The 16,107-nt window shown below is 67.8% G+C and carries 10 protein-coding genes; 2 read left to right on the forward strand and 8 right to left on the reverse strand.

Annotation, left to right across the window (positions count from 1 at the left end):
* Positions 1–306: 306 nt before the first annotated feature.
* Positions 307–1,986, forward strand: a complete 1,680-nt coding sequence (locus ACFWZ1_RS11020) for a diguanylate cyclase domain-containing protein (RefSeq protein ID WP_439666443.1) — start codon at positions 307–309, stop codon at positions 1,984–1,986.
* Between the two features lie 176 nt (positions 1,987–2,162).
* Here the strand turns inward: ACFWZ1_RS11020 and ACFWZ1_RS11025 are convergent, their stop codons facing one another.
* The 4 genes from ACFWZ1_RS11025 to ACFWZ1_RS11040 all read right to left on the reverse strand — a co-directional run bounded on the left by ACFWZ1_RS11025 (position 2,163) and on the right by ACFWZ1_RS11040 (position 7,000).
* Complete coding sequence (locus ACFWZ1_RS11025; protein WP_439666444.1) at positions 2,163–4,430, reverse strand: thiamine pyrophosphate-dependent enzyme; 2,268 nt, start codon at positions 4,428–4,430, stop codon at positions 2,163–2,165.
* 106 nt (positions 4,431–4,536) lie between these two features.
* Positions 4,537–5,139: a glutathione S-transferase family protein gene (locus ACFWZ1_RS11030; protein ID WP_439666445.1), complete on the reverse strand. Its 603-nt coding sequence runs from the start codon at positions 5,137–5,139 to the stop codon at positions 4,537–4,539.
* On the reverse strand, positions 5,136–5,687 hold the full coding sequence (locus tag ACFWZ1_RS11035) for a GNAT family N-acetyltransferase (protein ID WP_439666446.1): 552 nt from the start codon (positions 5,685–5,687) through the stop codon (positions 5,136–5,138). Before ACFWZ1_RS11035 ends, ACFWZ1_RS11030 begins: the two co-directional genes overlap by 4 nt.
* A 143-nt stretch (positions 5,688–5,830) precedes the next feature.
* On the reverse strand, positions 5,831–7,000 hold the full coding sequence (locus tag ACFWZ1_RS11040; RefSeq protein ID WP_231320624.1) for an acyl-CoA dehydrogenase family protein: 1,170 nt from the start codon (positions 6,998–7,000) through the stop codon (positions 5,831–5,833).
* Between the two features lie 113 nt (positions 7,001–7,113).
* Here ACFWZ1_RS11040 and ACFWZ1_RS11045 point away from each other — a divergent pair, with 113 nt between their 5' ends.
* A complete protein-coding gene (locus tag ACFWZ1_RS11045; RefSeq protein ID WP_439666447.1) occupies positions 7,114–7,992 on the forward strand; it encodes a DMT family transporter in 879 nt (292 codons plus the stop codon).
* 21 nt (positions 7,993–8,013) lie between these two features.
* Here the strand turns inward: ACFWZ1_RS11045 and ACFWZ1_RS11050 are convergent, their stop codons facing one another.
* The 4 genes from ACFWZ1_RS11050 to ACFWZ1_RS11065 all read right to left on the reverse strand — a co-directional run bounded on the left by ACFWZ1_RS11050 (position 8,014) and on the right by ACFWZ1_RS11065 (position 15,642).
* A complete protein-coding gene (locus tag ACFWZ1_RS11050; protein ID WP_439666448.1) occupies positions 8,014–8,697 on the reverse strand; it encodes a DUF1003 domain-containing protein in 684 nt (227 codons plus the stop codon).
* Between the two features lie 73 nt (positions 8,698–8,770).
* The gene (locus ACFWZ1_RS11055) at positions 8,771–9,700 is read right to left on the reverse strand and encodes a 5'-nucleotidase (RefSeq protein ID WP_231320627.1); all 930 of its coding nucleotides are present in this window, start codon (positions 9,698–9,700) and stop codon (positions 8,771–8,773) included.
* Positions 9,701–9,791: 91 nt separating this feature from the next.
* Entirely contained in the window at positions 9,792–10,553 is a 762-nt protein-coding gene (locus ACFWZ1_RS11060) for an NAD kinase (RefSeq protein ID WP_231320629.1), read from the reverse strand.
* A gap of 157 nt (positions 10,554–10,710) precedes the next feature.
* Complete coding sequence (locus ACFWZ1_RS11065) at positions 10,711–15,642, reverse strand: NAD-glutamate dehydrogenase (protein ID WP_439666449.1); 4,932 nt, start codon at positions 15,640–15,642, stop codon at positions 10,711–10,713.
* Between the last annotated feature and the right edge of the window lie 465 nt (positions 15,643–16,107).

Consider the following 16,107-nt stretch of genomic DNA (forward strand, 5'->3'; position numbering starts at 1 on the left):
CGATTCGGCTGAGCATGCCGCCGGCGCCGGCAACGCCCCGTGAGCGCGGAAAGCCTTCCGTCCCTTGGCACGGAGCCTGCTAGCCCAGCCCTTGGCCCGCCTACAAAAAAGCGGGCGACGGACCGGACGATTCGCGTAGGATCGTCTTCAACGCAGGCACACCGCCGGGAGTTCCGGCTTGCCTGTACGAGAGGAGGGGCCGCGGACTGCAGGGACTTGCAGCCGTCGCCAAGCGGGGACAAGGGGATGCGAACACTGTCCACAGCGAGGATCTGGAACCGATGCAGGCTCCCGTTGATCGGCAGCGTGCTCGGTTTGCTGTGGCTGTGGTTTGGCGTGGTGCACGCGGCCATGCTGCTGGACGGTGGCTGGCGCGAGGCGCGCGCCGGCGACACGCCCGCCATGGTGTTGGAGCAATTCCACAAGGGCCAGTTGGCCGCGTTCGACCCCTCCCTGCTGCACGGTTTTCCGCGCGAAGGCCTGGGTACCTGGGTCGTACTGCGCCCGCAGCCGCCGTGGGTGGACGAGGAGCGGGTGCTCACCATCTATCCGCCCGCGCTGGGGCGGATCACCGTTTATAACGAGAAGGGGCCGATCAGCCGCCTGGCCCTGGACGACGTCAGCGGGCCGCCGCTGGGCCACGGGCGGCTGGCGTTCCGCTATCCGGCCAGCGTGCCCGCCTCCACCGTCATCCTGCTGAAGCTCGAGCCGGTGGACGGACTTTCGCCGCCGCTGAGTTTCCACCTGGAATCGCTGACCGCCTTCCTCGCCCACGACGCGCACTGGCTGACGCTGTTCAGCGCGTGCTTCGCGGTGATGCTGGCGATGGCGCTGATGGCGCTCTGCTTTGCCCTGATGCTGCGCGACAACACCTTCTTCTGGTACGCCGGCTACATCTTCTGCTACGCGCTGATCCAGAGCATCCAGACCGGCTTCCTGTTCCATCCGCTGGAGGCGAGCTGGCTGGCGCCCTCGGCCAGCCTGCTCGAGTCGGCCTCGATCGCGTTGTCGGTGGCTTTCGCGGCGCTGTTCATGGCGCGATTCTGCGAGCTGCAGCGCTTTGCTCCCCTGCTGCGCGCGCCGGTGCTGGCGCTGGCGATCGGGATGCCGCTGCTGGTGCTGATGCGCAGCAGTTCGATCGGCGTGCTGGTGGACGTGGCTCAGGCGCTGGTCGATCCGCTGCTGATCCTGGGCGCACTGCTCATGCTGCTCACTGCCATCGTGGCCGCCTCGCACGGCTCCCGCCACGCATGGTTCTTTCTGATCGGCTGGACGCCGCTGCTGGCGCTCACCGCGCTGTCCACGGCGCAGCTCAGTGGCGCCCTGCCCGACATGGGCTGGATCAGCGACGCCAGCGTGGTGGCCGGCGCGTTCGAGGCGATCGTGCTCTCCATCGGTTTGGGCGACCGCGCGCTGACGATGCGGCGCGACCGAGACATGGTGCGCGCGCTGGCCGACAACGATTCGCTCACCGGCGTGCTCAACCGCCGCGCATGGAACGAAGGCGCCGAGACCATGCTGGAGGAAAGTACCGGCCGTCCGGTGGCACTTCTGTTCCTTGACCTGGACCGCTTCAAGCTGCTGAACGACCAGCAGGGCCATCGCGCGGGCGACCGCGCACTGATCGAAGTGGCCGAGGCGCTGCGCGCCGAGTTGCGTCCCTCCGACCTGCTCGGTCGCTACGGCGGCGAGGAATTCATCGCCATGCTCGATGGCGTGGTGGAAGAACAGGCCATGCAGGTCGCCACCCGGCTGTGCCGGCGCGTACATCGGCTGGAGATTCCGGTCAACGGCGAGTTCATGCTGAGCGTGAGCATCGGCGTGGCCATGCGCACGCTGGCCGACACGGTGGAAACACTGATCGAACGGGCGGACCAGGCGATGTACCAGGCCAAGGTGAACGGCCGTAACCAGGCGCGCCTGTACGACCGGCCGCGTGCCATCCCCGACCAGATCTGGCCGCGGGTGACCGAGGTGGAGAAATAGCGCGCCCACGCGTGCCCATCCATCTGCCGGTACTTCCCGCGTGAGCGGGGAGCACTCACCTGGAGGCGTGCCGGCCTGGATCTTCTTCCCGCGGTCGGCCAGCTTTTCCCCCGCTTGCGGAGACAGTTGCCGGAAGGGCGGAGCGTGAAAGACCTGCCTCGCGCCCTGGCGCTTCGTCAGCCGGCCAGCCGCCGCGCCGCGGCCACCACATCCGCCTCGCCCGGCAGCACCAGGAATGCCGCCCCCGCCAGCGGCGTGAACGTGTCGGCACCGACCACCCGCTCCAGTGGCGTGGCGCCAAGGCCCGCCTCCACGATGGCGGTGATCACGCCCTCGCCCACGCCGGCGCTCTTGCGGCCCTCGTCCAGCACCAGGATCCGCTTGGCCGTCTTCGCCTGCGCCGCGATGAAAGCGTCATTGAGCGGCGCGAGCCAGCGCAGGTCGACGACACGCACCTTCCACTTGAACTCCGCCTCGATGGTACGCGCGGCGCGCAGCGCCATCGGCACGCCATTGCCGAAAGTGAACACGACCAGGTCCTCCGCGTCCTCGCCATAAACCCTGCCCTCGCCCAGCACCATGGCTTCGCCCGGTGCCGGATAGGCGAACTGCCACTGGCCGTCGCCGGCTTCGTAGAGGTCCTTGGTCATGTAAAGCGCGATCGGCTCGAGGAAAGCGCACACGCGCCCGTCCACTTTCGCCAGCGCGGTGAGCGTGCGCAGCATGGTCGCCGCGTCGTCGCCGCGGCTGGGGCAGCCGACCACCAGGCCCGGGATGTCGCGCAGCGCGGCGATCGAGTTGTCGTTGTGGAAGTGGCCGCCGAAACCGCGCTGGTAGCCCAGCGACGCCACGCGCATCACCAGCGGGTTGCGGTACTGGTCGTTGGAGAAGAACTGCAGGCTGGCCGCCTCGCCGCGGATCTGGTCGCCGGCGTTGTGGAAATACGCCAGGTACTGGATCTCCGGGATCGGCAACATGCCCATGTTGGCGTAGCCCTGGGCCAGGCCAAGGATCACCGTCTCGTCCAGCAGCGTGTTGAACACGCGGGTGTTCTTGAAGGTCTTATGCAGGCCCTTGGTGACCGTGTACACGCCACCCTTCTGTGCCACGTCCTCGCCAAACAGCAGCGACTCGGGGTACTTGGCCATGATGTCGTGCAACGCCTGGCCGATCTGGATGGCCAGATGACGCGGCGGCTGGTTCTCCGGCAGCTTCTCTTCGCTGCCGAAGGCCTTCAGGCGCGCCTCGGCGTAATCGGTGCGCTCGGCTTCGGCCTTCACTTTGGCGGGCGTGTAAGGTGCGAGCGGTGCCATCACGTCGTCCAGGCGCTCGAGCCTGGGTCGGCGGTCGGCGTCCTCGGCGGCGGCGAAGCAGCGCTTGCGGGTGGCTTCGTACAGCGCCAGCAATTCGTCCTTGGTGTACAGGCCCGATTCCAGCGCGATCGCAGCCGAACGCAGCAGCGGATCGGTCGCCTCCACCGCGCACAGCTCCTCGATGCTGCGCCACTCGATCTCGAAGTCGGTGCCGGCGTGGCCCATCACGCGGGTGGCCTTCAGGTGCAGGAAGGTCGGCCGGCGCGTGCTGCGGCAATGGTCGACCGCGCGCCGCACCTGGGCGTAGCCCTCGGCCAGGTCCAGTCCGTCGGCGAAGAAGTAGTCCAGGTTGGAGCGCGAGCGGTAGTTGGCCGCGACCCAGTCGGTCGGGGTCTTCACCGAGATGCCGATGCCGTTGTCCTCGCACACGAACAGCACCGGCGCGGGCAGCTTCTGATAGGCCGTCCAGCCGGCCGCATTGAAGGCGGTCTGCGCGGTAGCGTGGTTGGAGGAAGCGTCGCCGAACGAACAGATGGCGATGGAGTCGTCCGGCACCGGCAGCGCGTGGCCGATGCGCCGCGCGTGGTCGATGGCGATCGCCGTGCCCAGCGCCTTGGGCAGATGCGAGGCGATGGTCGAGGTCTGCGGCAGCACCCAGAGCGGCTTGGAGCCCCACACCTTGTGGCGGCCGCCAGAGGCCGGATCGTCCTTGCTGGCGGCAAAAGAGAGCGCCGAATCCATCACCGGGTCCATGCCCGGCAGCTTGCGGAAGCGCTCGGCCATGAAGCCGCCGGAGCGGTAGTGCAGGAATGCCGGATCGGTGTGCCGCGTCAGCCGCGCCACCATCGCGTTGCCCTCATGGCCCGACGAACCGATCGTGTAGAACACCTTGTTCTGCACGCGCAGCACGCGCGCCATCAGGTCCAGGTGGCGGCTGATCAGCTGCGATTCGAACAGTTCGCGAAAGCCCCGCGCGTCCAGCGCACTGCCCGGCAGCACCGGTTGATCATCCCGCGGGGCGCCGCGCACCTGGCCTTCCCACAGCGTCACGAACTCGCTGAAGTTCTGGTCGACGATCTCGGCGCGGTTGAAGCCTTTGTGGCGGGCAGTGATGGGGAATGGCAGGGACATGACGGTTCTTCGGAAAGTTGAGGTTGCAATTGTAGGGTGGGCTCCAGCCCACCGCGCCTGGCGCGGCCGGGAACGATGGGGCGGATGTCCACCCCACCGATCTCGATCAGGCCTGCATGGGTGAGTGACCCGGCTGCGCGCGTACGCGGTCAAGCCAAGCCAGGATGTTCGGATACGCCGACAGATCGAAACCGCCGTCGCCGGCACAGTGCGTGTAGGCAAACAGCGCGATGTCCGCAAGCCCGTAGCGCTCGCCCACGAACCACTCGCGCCCGTCCAGATGCTTTTCCATCACCCCCAGCACCGCCTTGCCGCGCTCGATCAGCGCTGGAACGTCGGCCTGGCGCGGATGCCCTGCGGGCAGCCAGCCGCGAATGAAGCGCGCCACCGCGATGCACGGCTCGTGGCTGTATTGCTCGAAAAACAGCCATTGCAGCGTCTGCGCGCGCAACCAGGCGTCCCCGGGCCAGAACGGCGTGCCATCGGCGAGATAACAGAGGATCGCGTCGGACTCGGCCAGCCGGCGCCCGTCCTCGAGCTCGAGCAACGGCACTTTGCCGTTGGGATTCTTCGCCAGGAATTCAGGCTTGCGCGTCGCACCGCCCGCACTGTCGACATCGATCCAGCGGTAGTGGCGACCAAGCTGGTCGAGCAGCAACTGCAGCTTGTAGCAATTGCCGGAGGCCCGCATGCCGTAGATGGTGATCATGCCCGTGCCTTTTGGCGCGCGCGCCACTGTTCGCGGGTCTGGCCCCAGATCTCCGTGGGCGAATCCTCGTAAGGGGCGGGAAGCTTGCCGGGTCCCCGGCAGGTCGAGCCCAGACGCTGCGCGAGTGCCTGCGACGGAGCGTTGTCCGGATGGATCGAGTGGATGACTTCGTCCCAGCCCAAGTTGTCGAATGCCCAGTCGATCGCGGCGGTCGCGCCTTCGACGGCGTAACCCTTGCCCCAGGCGGCACGGGCCAGTCCCCAGCCGACCTCGGTGCCGGGCCAGCCCTCCGGGAACCAGGGACCGAGGCGACCGACCCACTGGCCGCTGGCCTTCTCGATCACCGAGAACATCGAAAAGCCCTGGATCATCCAGGCGCCTGCGGAAGACAGGAATCCACGCCATGCCAGCGCGCGCGGCTGCTGCCCGCCGATGAAGCGGGCGGCCTCCAGGTCGGCCATGTTCGCCGCGTAGGCATCGAAGTCCTCGACGCGCGGCGGGCGCAGGATCAGGCGGTCGGTTTCGATGCGGATGTCCGGAACGTGCAAGGCCTGTCTCCTGATAGCCCTCTCCCAATCGGGAGAGGGACCGGAAAGAAAGAGGGTTCGGCGCTTGCCGCAAGCTTGCCTTGCGCTACGGCCGAACCCTCATCCGTCGCTTCGTGCACCTTCTCCGGCGTGGAGAAGGAACATCAGAACGCGTTGATGCCGGTCAGCTCGCGGCCGACCACCAGCTGGTGCACCGTCTCGGTGCCCTCGTAGGTGATCACCGATTCGAGGTTCAGCGCGTGGCGGATGGCCGAATGCTCAGTGGTGATGCCCGCGCCGCCCAGGATGTCGCGGCACTCGCGGGCGATGTCGATCGCCATGCGGCAGTTGTTCCATTTCGCCAGCGAGACCTGGGTCGGCTGCATGGTGCCGGCGTCCTTCAGGCGACCGAGCTGCAGCGACAGCAACTGCGCCATGGTGATGCGCCGCCCCATGTCGGCGAGCTTCAGCTGGATGGCCTGGTTCGAGGCCAGCGGACGGCCGAACAGGATGCGCTCGGCGGTGTAGTCGAGCGCTTCCTTCAGGCAGGCCTGCGCGGCGCCGATCGGACCCCAGGTGATGCCGTAGCGCGCCTGGGTCAGGCAGCCGAGCGGCCCCTTGAGACCCTTTACGTTGGGCAGGCGGTTGGCTTCGGGCACGCGCACGTTGTCGAAGAACAGCGCGGAGGTGACCGAGGCGCGCAGGCTCATCTTCTTGTGCACTTCCTGCGCGGTGAAACCGGCGGTGTCGGTCGGCACGATGAAACCCTGGATACCGTCCTCGGTCTGCGCCCAGACGATCGCGATGTGCGCCAGATTGCCGTTGGTGATCCACATCTTGGCGCCGTTGATGACCCAGTCCCCGCCGTCCTTCTTGGCGTTGGTCTTCATGTTGGCCGGATCGGAGCCGCCGTGCGGCTCGGTCAGGCCAAAGCATCCGATGATCTCCCCCGCCGCCATCTTCGGCAGGTAGTGCATCTTCTGCTCTTCGGTGCCGTAGGCGTAGATCGGATACATGCACAGCGAGCTCTGCACCGAGGCGAAGCTGCGCAGGCCCGAGTCGCCGCGCTCCAGCTCCTGGCAGATCAGGCCGTAGCTCACGCCGTTCATACCGGCGCAACCGTACTTTTCCGGGATGGTCGCGCCGAGCAGGCCCAGGTTCGCGATCTCCGGCACCAGTTCCTTCGGAAAGCGGCCCTGGTCGAAGCAGTCGCCGATGATGGGCAGCACCTTCTCGTCGACGAAGCGGCCGACGGTGTCCTGCACCATGCGCTCCTCGTCGCTGAGCAGCGAGCGGACGTCGTACAGATCGAGCGGGTCGAGACGGGCGGCCATGCTTGGGTTCCGTTGGAGGGACAAGCCCGGCATTCTACCGCCCGCGGTGGCGGGAGGTCATGCCGGGGCACCTGCCCACCTGCCACGCGGCCCCCACCCAACCCGGACCCTCCATGTTCAAGGGCGTACTACTTGGCTTTGCCTGCTATGCGGCCTACGCGATCAGCGACGCCTTCGTCAAATCCCTGCACGGCACGCTGCCGGCGTTCGAGGCGGTGTTCTTCGGCGCCGTGCTGGGGCTGGTCGCGATCCCGTTCATCCGCAAGCCGGGCGACCGCTGGCACGAAATGTTCGTCGCCAACCGCCCGTCGCTGTGGTGGATTCGCGCGGTGACCGGCGCGGTAAGCAATGTATCGGCCGTGGTCGCGTTCACCCATTTGCCGATGGCCGAGACCTTCGCGCTGATCTTCCTGATGCCGATCTTCGTGACCCTGCTGTCGGTGGTGTTCCTGAAGGAACACGTGGGCTGGCGGCGCTGGTCGGCGGTTTTCGCCGGCTTCGTCGGGGTGCTGGTGGTGCTGCGGCCTGGCTTCCGCCACCTCGGCGTGGGGCACTTCGCGGCCATTTCCTGCGGCGTGGCGGCAGCGGTGTCCGTGGTGGCGCTGCGCATGGCAGGCGCTCACGAAAAGCGCGTCAGCCTGTACGGCGCCGGGGTAATCGGACCCCTGGTGGCCGGCGGTCTGCTGATGCTGCCCTCGTTCACCTGGCCGACCCTGCACCAGTGGGAGCTGCTGGCCGGCTACGGCTTGCTTGCGGGGCTGGCCGGCGTGCTGCTGATGCTCGCCACCCAGCTCGCCCCCGCCAACCGGGTGGCGCCGACCCAGTACAGCCAGATGCTGTGGGCGATCGGCTTCGGTTACTGGCTGTTCGGCGACGCGCTGGACTGGCCGATGCTGGCCGGCATCGCGCTGATCCTGGGCGCCGGGCTGTTCACGCTGGTGCGCGAGGAGCAGGTGACCGGCTGGTGGCGGCGGATGAAGCTGGTCCCGTGAAACCGGTGCGGCGCGACGCCCTTACCGGCGCCGGGCAAGATCCGAAAGCAACTCGACCTGCAATTCCTGGATCCGCACCAGCCGCTCCCACTGGTGGGAGAGCAGGTGATCGACCTTCTCGTGGAGGTGGCGGATCTCCAGCTCGGCCTTCAGGTTGATCTTGTAGTCGTGTTGCGAGCGCAGGCGATCCTTCGCCTCCTGCCGGTTCTGGCTCATCATGATCACCGGGGCCTGCACCGCCGCCAGGCACGAGAGCAACAGGTTCAGGAAGATGTAGGGGTACGGATCGGGCGGATGGCGCCACAGCGCGAGCGAGTTGACCGCGACCCAACCCAGCAGGAACGCCGCGAAAACGACCAGGAAAGTCCAGCTGCCGCCGAAGGTGGCAATGCGGTCGGCCAGGCGCTCGCCGAAACTCCATTGGCGATCGAATTCGCGCTCGATGTCGGTGGAGACCAGTTCGTGCTCGCGCAGGCTGCGCAGCACGTCTTTTTCGAGCGAGCTGAGCTCGCCTTTCTCCGATTCGAGCAGGTCGTGCACGTAGGCGGCCCGCGCCCTGGCCAGGTCCGCGCGGCACACCGGGCGGTCCGGCGTCCATCCGGGCGCCAGCCTGGCAAGTTCCTCGGCGATCTCGGGACGGATCAGTTCGCCGGGAACGAGCTCGCGCGCCGGCAGTTCCTTGCCGCAGACGGCACAGGTTCCCATCGTGTGCTTGCCCACCGCCGTACCCTCCGGTTGCCTGGGCGCGAGCCTAGCACCGGCATCGCCGCGCGTGAGGTCAGCGGTTGCTGACCCCGTGCGGCACGTGGCCGGTGGCGACGTGCCGGCGAGCGGACTCCACGTTGGCAGGCGAATCGTCGAAGAAGATGTCGGCACCGAAGGCATCCAGGAACGGCCCCTTGTCCCGGCCACCCAGGAACAGGGCCTCGTCGATACGCACGCCCCATCGGCGAAGGGTAAGGATCACCCGCTTGTGCGCCGGCGCGGAGCGCGCGGTGACCAGCGCGGTGCGGATCGGCGAGTCCTCCGCCGGAAAGGCCGTCTGCAGCCGGTGCAGCGCGGTGAGGAAACCGCGGAACGGACCGACCGACAGCGGTTCGCCGGCCTGCTCGGTCTCGCGGCGGTGGAAGGCTTCCAGACCTTCCTCGCGCGACACGCGCTCACCCTCGTCGCCGAAGATCACCGCATCGCCGTCGAAGGCGATGCGCAGCTGCTCGCTCGCGCGCGGCGGCGCGGTGCTGGGCAGGATGGTGGCAGCGGCCACGCCGGCGGCCAGCGCACGGCCGACGTCCTCGGCGTTGGCCGAAAGGAACAGGTCGGCCTTGAACGGAGCGATGTAGTCGGAGGTCGGCGCCCCGCTGGTGAAGGCGGCGCGGCTGATCTCCAGGCCGTGGTGCTGGATCGCGTTGAAGATGCGCAGCCCGGTGTCGCCCGAATTGCGCGACAGCAGGATCACCTCCACCGGCGGCACGTCGCCCGCCAGCTTGTTGAGGCCAAGCAGCTTCTGTACCAGCGGAAACGCGACGCCCGGCTGCAGGAGTTCGTTCTCGTGCGCGATCTGGAAGCGGCGGTAGGCGTCCAGGCCGTCGCGCTCGAACAGCGCGTGGCTGTCGCCCAGGTCGAACAGCGCACGCGAGGAGATCGCCACGACCAGGCGGTTGTCGGTGCTGGCAGCAGGATCGTGGGCGCTGGGAGTCGCGGGATTCATGCGCGCAATCTAGCAAAACGGTCAGCGGCAAGGGGCACGCCGGGCGAGCGACGCGTCGGGGCGGCCGCGGCGCCTTCCATGGCCCCGCGCGTCATTCCGCGGCGAACTGCTCGTCCAGGATCCGCTGCTCCAGGTTGTGCTCCGGATCGAACAGGAGCTTCACCCCGCACTCCTGGGCCTGGCAGATCTTGACCGAGCGCACGTCGCGCACTTCCAGGAAGTCGGCGGTGGCGCTGACCGGCCGCTTGCCCGGTTCGAGCACGCGCAGGGTCACGAGGGTACGGTGCGGCAGGATCGCACCACGCCAGCGGCGTGGGCGGAACGGGCTGATCGGGGTGAGTGCCAGCACGTTGGCGTCCAGTGGCAGGATCGGACCGTGGGCGGAGAGGTTGTACGCGGTGGACCCGGCCGGCGTGGCGACCATGATGCCGTCGCAGACCAGCGCCGCGAGCTTGACCGTATCGTTGAGCTTCACTTCCACGTGCGCGGCCTGGTTGGTCTGGCGCAGCAGCGACACCTCGTTGAACGCGAGCGCGAACTGCTCGTTGCCCGCGCCGTCGACGGTGCGCATCTGCAGCGGGTACAGCACGGCGGCATGGGCGCGCTCGATGCGCCCGGGCAGGTCGTCGAGCTGATGCTTGTTCATCAGGAAGCCGACACGGCCGAGCTTCATGCCGTAGACCGGCAGGTCCAGCGCGCGATGCGCGTGAAGGGTGCGCAGCATGAAGCCGTCGCCGCCCAGCGCCACGATGACGTCCGCCTCCAGCGGCGGCAGGTCCCCATAGCGCTCGGACAGCTTGCGGCGGGCCTGCTGGGCGACCGGGGTGTCGCTGGCGACGAAGGCGAGGCGCATGGGCATCCGGCATGGCGAGGGATGTTTCGAGCTTAGCGCAGCCCATAACGATGTAGGAGCGCACCTGTGCGCGACCGCGAGGCTCCATCCACCGCGCAGTCGCGCACAGGTGCGCTCCTACAAGATTGCCCGGGGTGTGCAGCCCCGGGCATTTGCATCAACCCACCGGCACCTGCGCCAGCTGCGCCAGGCGGCGGACGGCGACCGAGGCGATCGGGTAGTCCGCGTTCTGGGTCAGGATTTCGGCGAGCATGCTGCGGGTGTAGTTGAGCGTGGCATCGTCACGCTGCAGCCATGCCTGCACCGGCGAGACGTCCTTGCGGTCGCCTGCCAGTGCGAGCACCTGCTGGGCCAGCGCGCGATGCTGGTGGTTGAGCTCGTCCAGCAGCGAACCGCGCGCTTGCGCATGCCAGTGGCCTTCCACCGGCAGCGCCTCGATCTGGCCGCGCAGCCATTCCAGGTCCAGCGTCTCGCCCAGTTCGTAGAACACCTTCGCGACCGCGGGAACCGGCTGGTTGCTCTGGCGCGCCACTTCGACCATGTCCAGCACCGCGCGCAGCACCGGCATGCGGGCAAGGCGCACCGCCAGCTCGGCCGGCACGCCCAGGCCTTCCCACTTCTCGCAACTGAGTTCGAAATCGGCCTTTCCGGTCTCGGTCAGCACCTCGGGCAGGCCCTGGCGCAGGGCGGTGACGCCGGCCTGGTAGCGCTCGACGTTGGCGGCGATGTCCAGGCTGGCGCCAGGACGGTTGAGGAGCCAGCGCGTCATGTGCCGCAGCTGTGACCAGATCTGCATGATCGCGTCGATCTGCGTGTCCTCGGCCACCTTGCCGTCGAGCGCCTCGATTTCGGCCCACAGCTCGCGGGCATCCAGGATCTCGCGCGCCGCGGTATAGGCCTTGGCGATCGACGCCGGGCCCTGCCCGGTGTCCTCCTGCATGCGCATCATGAAGGTGGCGCCCATGCGGTTGATCGTCGAGTTGGTCACTGCGGTGGCGATGATCTCGCGCTTCAGGCGATGGCGCTGCATGTTGGCCGCGTACTTCTCGTGCAGCGGCTCGGGGAAATAGCGCACCAGCTCCTTGGACAGGTACGGGTCTTCGGGCACGTCCGACTCGAGCAACTGCTGGAACAGCTTGATCTTGTCGTAGGAGAGCAGCACCGACAGCTCCGGCCGGGTCAGGCCCTGGTGGCGCGCCTTGCGCTCGGACAGCTCGGCATCGGACGGCAGGTTCTCGACCTGGCGGTCGAGCAGGCCTTCGGCTTCCAATTCACGGATGAAATGCGCCATCGAGCCCAGCCGCTTGACCGACTGGTGTTCCATCAGCGTGATCGCCTGGTTCTGGCGGTAGTTGTCCCATAGCACCAGCTGGCCGACCTCGTCGGTCATAGCGGCGAGCTGCTTGTTGCGGCCCTCCTCGGTCAGCTCGCCGCGGCGCACCGCGTCGTTGAGCAGGATCTTGATGTTCACCTCGTGGTCGGAGGTGTCCACGCCGGCGGAGTTGTCGATGAAGTCCGTGTTGAGCAGCACGCCGTGCTGCGCCGCCTCGATGCGGCCCTTCTGGGTGAAGCCCAGGTTGCCGCCCTCGCCGACCACCTTGCAGCGCAGCTCGCCACCGTTGATGCGCAGCGCGTTGTTGGCGCGGTCGCCCACGTCGGCGTTGGTTTCCTGCGAGGACTTCACGTAGGTGCCGATGCCGCCGTTCCACAGTAGGTCGACCGGCGCCTTGAGGATCGCGCTCATCAGCTCGTTCGGGTTGAGCTGGGTCACGTCATCCTTCAGGCCCAGCGCCTGGCGCACCTGCGGCGAGACCGGGATCGACTTGGCGCTGCGCGGATAAATGCCGCCACCCTCGGAGATCAGCGACTTGTCGTAGTCCTCCCAGCTCGAACGCGGGATCTTGAACATGCGCTGGCGCTCGGCGAAGGACTTTGCCGCATCCGGGTTCGGGTCCAGGAAGATGTGGCGATGGTCGAACGCGGCCAGCAGGCGGATGTGCTCGGACAGCATCATGCCGTTGCCGAACACGTCGCCGGACATGTCGCCGATGCCCACGCAGGTGAAGTCCTGCGTCTGCGAATCGCGGCCGAGCGCGCGGAAGTGGCGCTTCACCGATTCCCACGCGCCCTTGGCGGTGATGCCCATGCCCTTGTGGTCGTAGCCGTTCGAGCCGCCGGAGGCGAACGCGTCGCCGAGCCAGAACTCGTGCTCGATGGAGATGGCGTTGGCGATGTCGGAGAACGTCGCGGTGCCCTTGTCGGCCGCGACCACCAGGTACGGATCGTCCTGGTCGTGGCGAACCACCTCGTGCGGCGGCACGACCTTGCCCTCGACCAGGTTGTCGGTGATGTCGAGCAGTCCGTTGATGAACATCTTGTAGCAGGCGATGCCCTCGGCCTGCTGCGCGTCGCGGTCGCCGCCGACCGGCGGGCGCTTGACGAAGAAGCCGCCCTTGGAACCGACCGGCACGATGACGGTGTTCTTCACCATCTGCGCCTTGACCAGGCCCAGCACCTCGGTGCGGAAGTCTTCGCGGCGGTCGGACCAGCGCAGGCCGCCACGGGCGACCGCGCCGAAGCGCAGGTGGATGCCTTCCACGCGCGCGGCCGAAACGAAGATCTCGCGGTAGGGCACCGGCTTGGGCAGCTCGGGCACCTTGTGCGAATCGAACTTGAAGCTGATGTACGGCCGGAACGCGCCATCCCACTGCTGGAAGAAGCTGGTGCGCAGGGTGGCGCGGATCACGTTCAGGAAGCTGCGCAGGATGCGGTCGTCGTCGAGGCTGGAGACGTTCTCCAGCAGCGTCGCGACGGCATCCTCGAGGGTCGCCACCTGCTCGGCGCGCGGACGCGACAGCATGCCGACCAGGTTGTCGACCAGGGACGGCTGCGCAGCCTGCACGTTGCCCGGGATCAGCACGCGCATCTCCGCGTCGAGCAAGCCGCCGGCGGTCTTGAGTTCGTCGGCCGAAAGGCTTTCGCGACGCGGGTCGAACTTCGCGTTGAACAGCTCCACCAGCACGCCGGCGATGGCCGGGTAGCGGTTGAGCGCATCTTCCATGTAGGCCTGCGAGAACGACACGCCGGTCTGCAGCAGGTACTTGCAGTAGCCGCGCAGCATGGCGACCTGGCGCCAGTTGAGCTTGGCGCCGAGCACCAGGCGGTTGAAGCCGTCGTTTTCCGCGTTGCCGCGCCAGATCTGCTCGAAGGCGTCCTCGAACAGCGTGCCGACCTGTTCGACGCTGAAGGTGAGGTGGCCGACCGGCTGCACCTCGAAGTCCTGGATGAACAGCGGCGTGCCGCCGGTGCGCACGTCGTAGACGTGCTCGGTGAGCACGCGCAGGCCGAGGTTTTCAAGCTGCGGCAGCACCTCCGACAGCGCGATGTCGCTGCCGGAACGGTAGACCTTGAAGCGCAGTTCGTCCGGGCGCTGCGGCGGATGGTAGAAGGACATGCGTACGGCGTCGTCGCCTTCGAGCTGCGAAAGCTCGTAGACGTCCTCGGCCGCCACTTCCGCGCTCACCTCGTCGACGTAGCCGACCGGCAGTGCCTTGACGTAGCGGTTGGCCAGCACCACGCCCTCGTGGTCACCGCGGGCCTGGACCAGCGCGTCGCGCACGTCGTCGTGCCAGTTGCGCACGATGGCGGCCACCGCCTGCTCCAGCGCGGCGCTGTCGTAAGTCGCGCGGTCGCCGATCCTCGGGCGCACCACGACGTGCAGGCGGGCCAACGCCGCCTCGCCCATCAATACGGCCGAGTCGACGTGCTCGCCGTGCAGCGCATCGCGCAGCAGGTTCTCGATGCGCTCGCGCACCGTGGTGTTGAAGCGCTCGCGCGGCACGTAGACCAGGCAGGTGTAGAAACGGCCGTAGCGATCGCGGCGCACGAACAGGCGCGTGCGGGCGCGCTGGCGCAGTTCCAGGATGCCGCTGGCAATGCCGGACAGTTCGTCCTCGCTGCTCTGGAACAGCTCGTCGCGCGGCAGCGTCTCCAGGATGTGGCGCAGCGACTTGCCCGAGTAGGAGTCGCGCTTGAGACCCGAGCGGCACATCACCGCCTCGACCTTCTGGCGCACCAGCGGCACGTCCTGCGGACGGGCCATGTAGGCGTTGGAGGAGAACAGGCCCAGGAAGCGCTGCTCGGCGATCGGCTTGCCGTTCGCGTCGAACTTGAGCACGCCCACGTAATCCATGTAGCCAGGCCGGTGCACGTGCGAGCGGGCGTTGGTCTTGGTCAGGATGATCGCGTCCGTCGAACCGGACTGCGGCAGCGACGAGGCGGCCAGGCTGCGCAGCGAGCGCGGCGCCATCGAGCGTTCGCTGCCGCGCAGGATGCCCAGGCCCGAATCGTTGATGGCGCGCAGCACTTCCTCGCCGTCGGCCTCGGTCACCTCGTATTCGCGATAGCCCAGGAAGGTGAAGTTGTCGTCGGCCAGCCAGTGCAGGAACGACGAAGCCTCGCCCACCGCGCTCTCGCCCAGCGGCAGCTTGCGCTGCGGCAGCTCGGCGGCGATCGCCAGCGCCTTGTCGCGCATGGTCGCCCAGTCGTCCACGGCCACGCGCACGTCTTCCAGCGCTGCCTCGACGCGCGCCTTGAGCGCGGCCTGCGCCGCTTCGTCGGCCACCCGGTCGACCTCGAAATGCATCACCGATTCCGGCTTGCCGCCGTCGCCGCCCAGCCGTTGCAGCTGCCCCTTGGCGTCGCGCGTGGCACCGACCACCGGGTGGATCACCGCATGGATCTGCAGGTCGTCCGAAGCAACCATGCTGACCGTGTCGACCAGGAACGGCATGTCGTCGGTGACGACCTCGATCACGCTGCGCCCGGCATGGCCGCGCTCGGGGTTGAACACGCGCACCTTGGCGCGGCCCGGTTCACGCTGCTGGATGAAATCGAGGAGCCCGCCGATCAGGCCGGCCCATTCGCCCGGGGTGTGCAGGTCCACGTCGCTGTGCGCCATCCGCGCGAAGAAGGCGCCGATAAAAAATTGCGCCTCATCAAGGCGCCCGGTCGCAAAGCCGCTTTTCTTCAGTTCCTCGAAGACAGCCGGGGGAACCGTGCTGTCGCTGGTCGCGCGAATGGCATTCATGGCATCTGCTTGTCAGTGGAAACGAGTGGTGCCCACGCTGGGGAGGCGTAAAGCCCGAAAAGGATACGCCTCGCGTCAGGTCGATTCCACCGATGAGGGCCCGTTGAGGCGAGTGCCCGGGCCCGTTGCCGTGGCCACGTTCAGCCGGTCTTGCGCACCTGGCAAGGCGATCCCTGCGCGGGAGCGAACCCCGTGCGCTACCGCATGGTGGCGACAATGCAACACGATCGCGCAGGGAGCGCGTCTCTTCGTTCGAGGGGCGACTCGCTGCCCGGCCTTTGTCCACAACATCCGGCGGCGCGCAAGAACTTGGCCGCGGCGGTTCGCAAAATGTAAACTCGCCGGTATAGTTGCGCGTTTCAGCCGACGGTCGCCCCGCCGCCGGCACGCCGTGTCACGACCACTGGCACTGGTCGGCCACGTCGGCACTCGTATGCTCCCCGGCTTCCCCGCCGCGTCCCCGGT

The sequence above is a fragment of the Frateuria sp. GZRe14 genome, from assembly GCF_051900395.1.
Taxonomy (GTDB): Bacteria; Pseudomonadota; Gammaproteobacteria; order Xanthomonadales; family Rhodanobacteraceae; genus Frateuria_A; species Frateuria_A edaphi.

Excerpts from the sequence above, each read along its gene's own strand:
- ACFWZ1_RS11025 (WP_439666444.1), bottom strand. The coding sequence starts at position 4,430 with ATGTCCCTGCCATTCCCCATCACTGCCCGCCACAAAGGCTTCAACCGC.
- ACFWZ1_RS11030 (WP_439666445.1), bottom strand. The coding sequence starts at position 5,139 with ATGATCACCATCTACGGCATGCGGGCCTCCGGCAATTGCTACAAGCTG.
- ACFWZ1_RS11040 (WP_231320624.1), bottom strand. The coding sequence starts at position 7,000 with ATGGCCGCCCGTCTCGACCCGCTCGATCTGTACGACGTCCGCTCGCTG.
- ACFWZ1_RS11045 (WP_439666447.1), top strand. The coding sequence starts at position 7,114 with ATGTTCAAGGGCGTACTACTTGGCTTTGCCTGCTATGCGGCCTACGCG.
- ACFWZ1_RS11050 (WP_439666448.1), bottom strand. The coding sequence starts at position 8,697 with ATGGGAACCTGTGCCGTCTGCGGCAAGGAACTGCCGGCGCGCGAGCTC.
- ACFWZ1_RS11055 (WP_231320627.1), bottom strand. The coding sequence starts at position 9,700 with ATGAATCCCGCGACTCCCAGCGCCCACGATCCTGCTGCCAGCACCGAC.
- ACFWZ1_RS11060 (WP_231320629.1), bottom strand. The coding sequence starts at position 10,553 with ATGCGCCTCGCCTTCGTCGCCAGCGACACCCCGGTCGCCCAGCAGGCC.
- ACFWZ1_RS11065 (WP_439666449.1), bottom strand. The coding sequence starts at position 15,642 with ATGAATGCCATTCGCGCGACCAGCGACAGCACGGTTCCCCCGGCTGTC.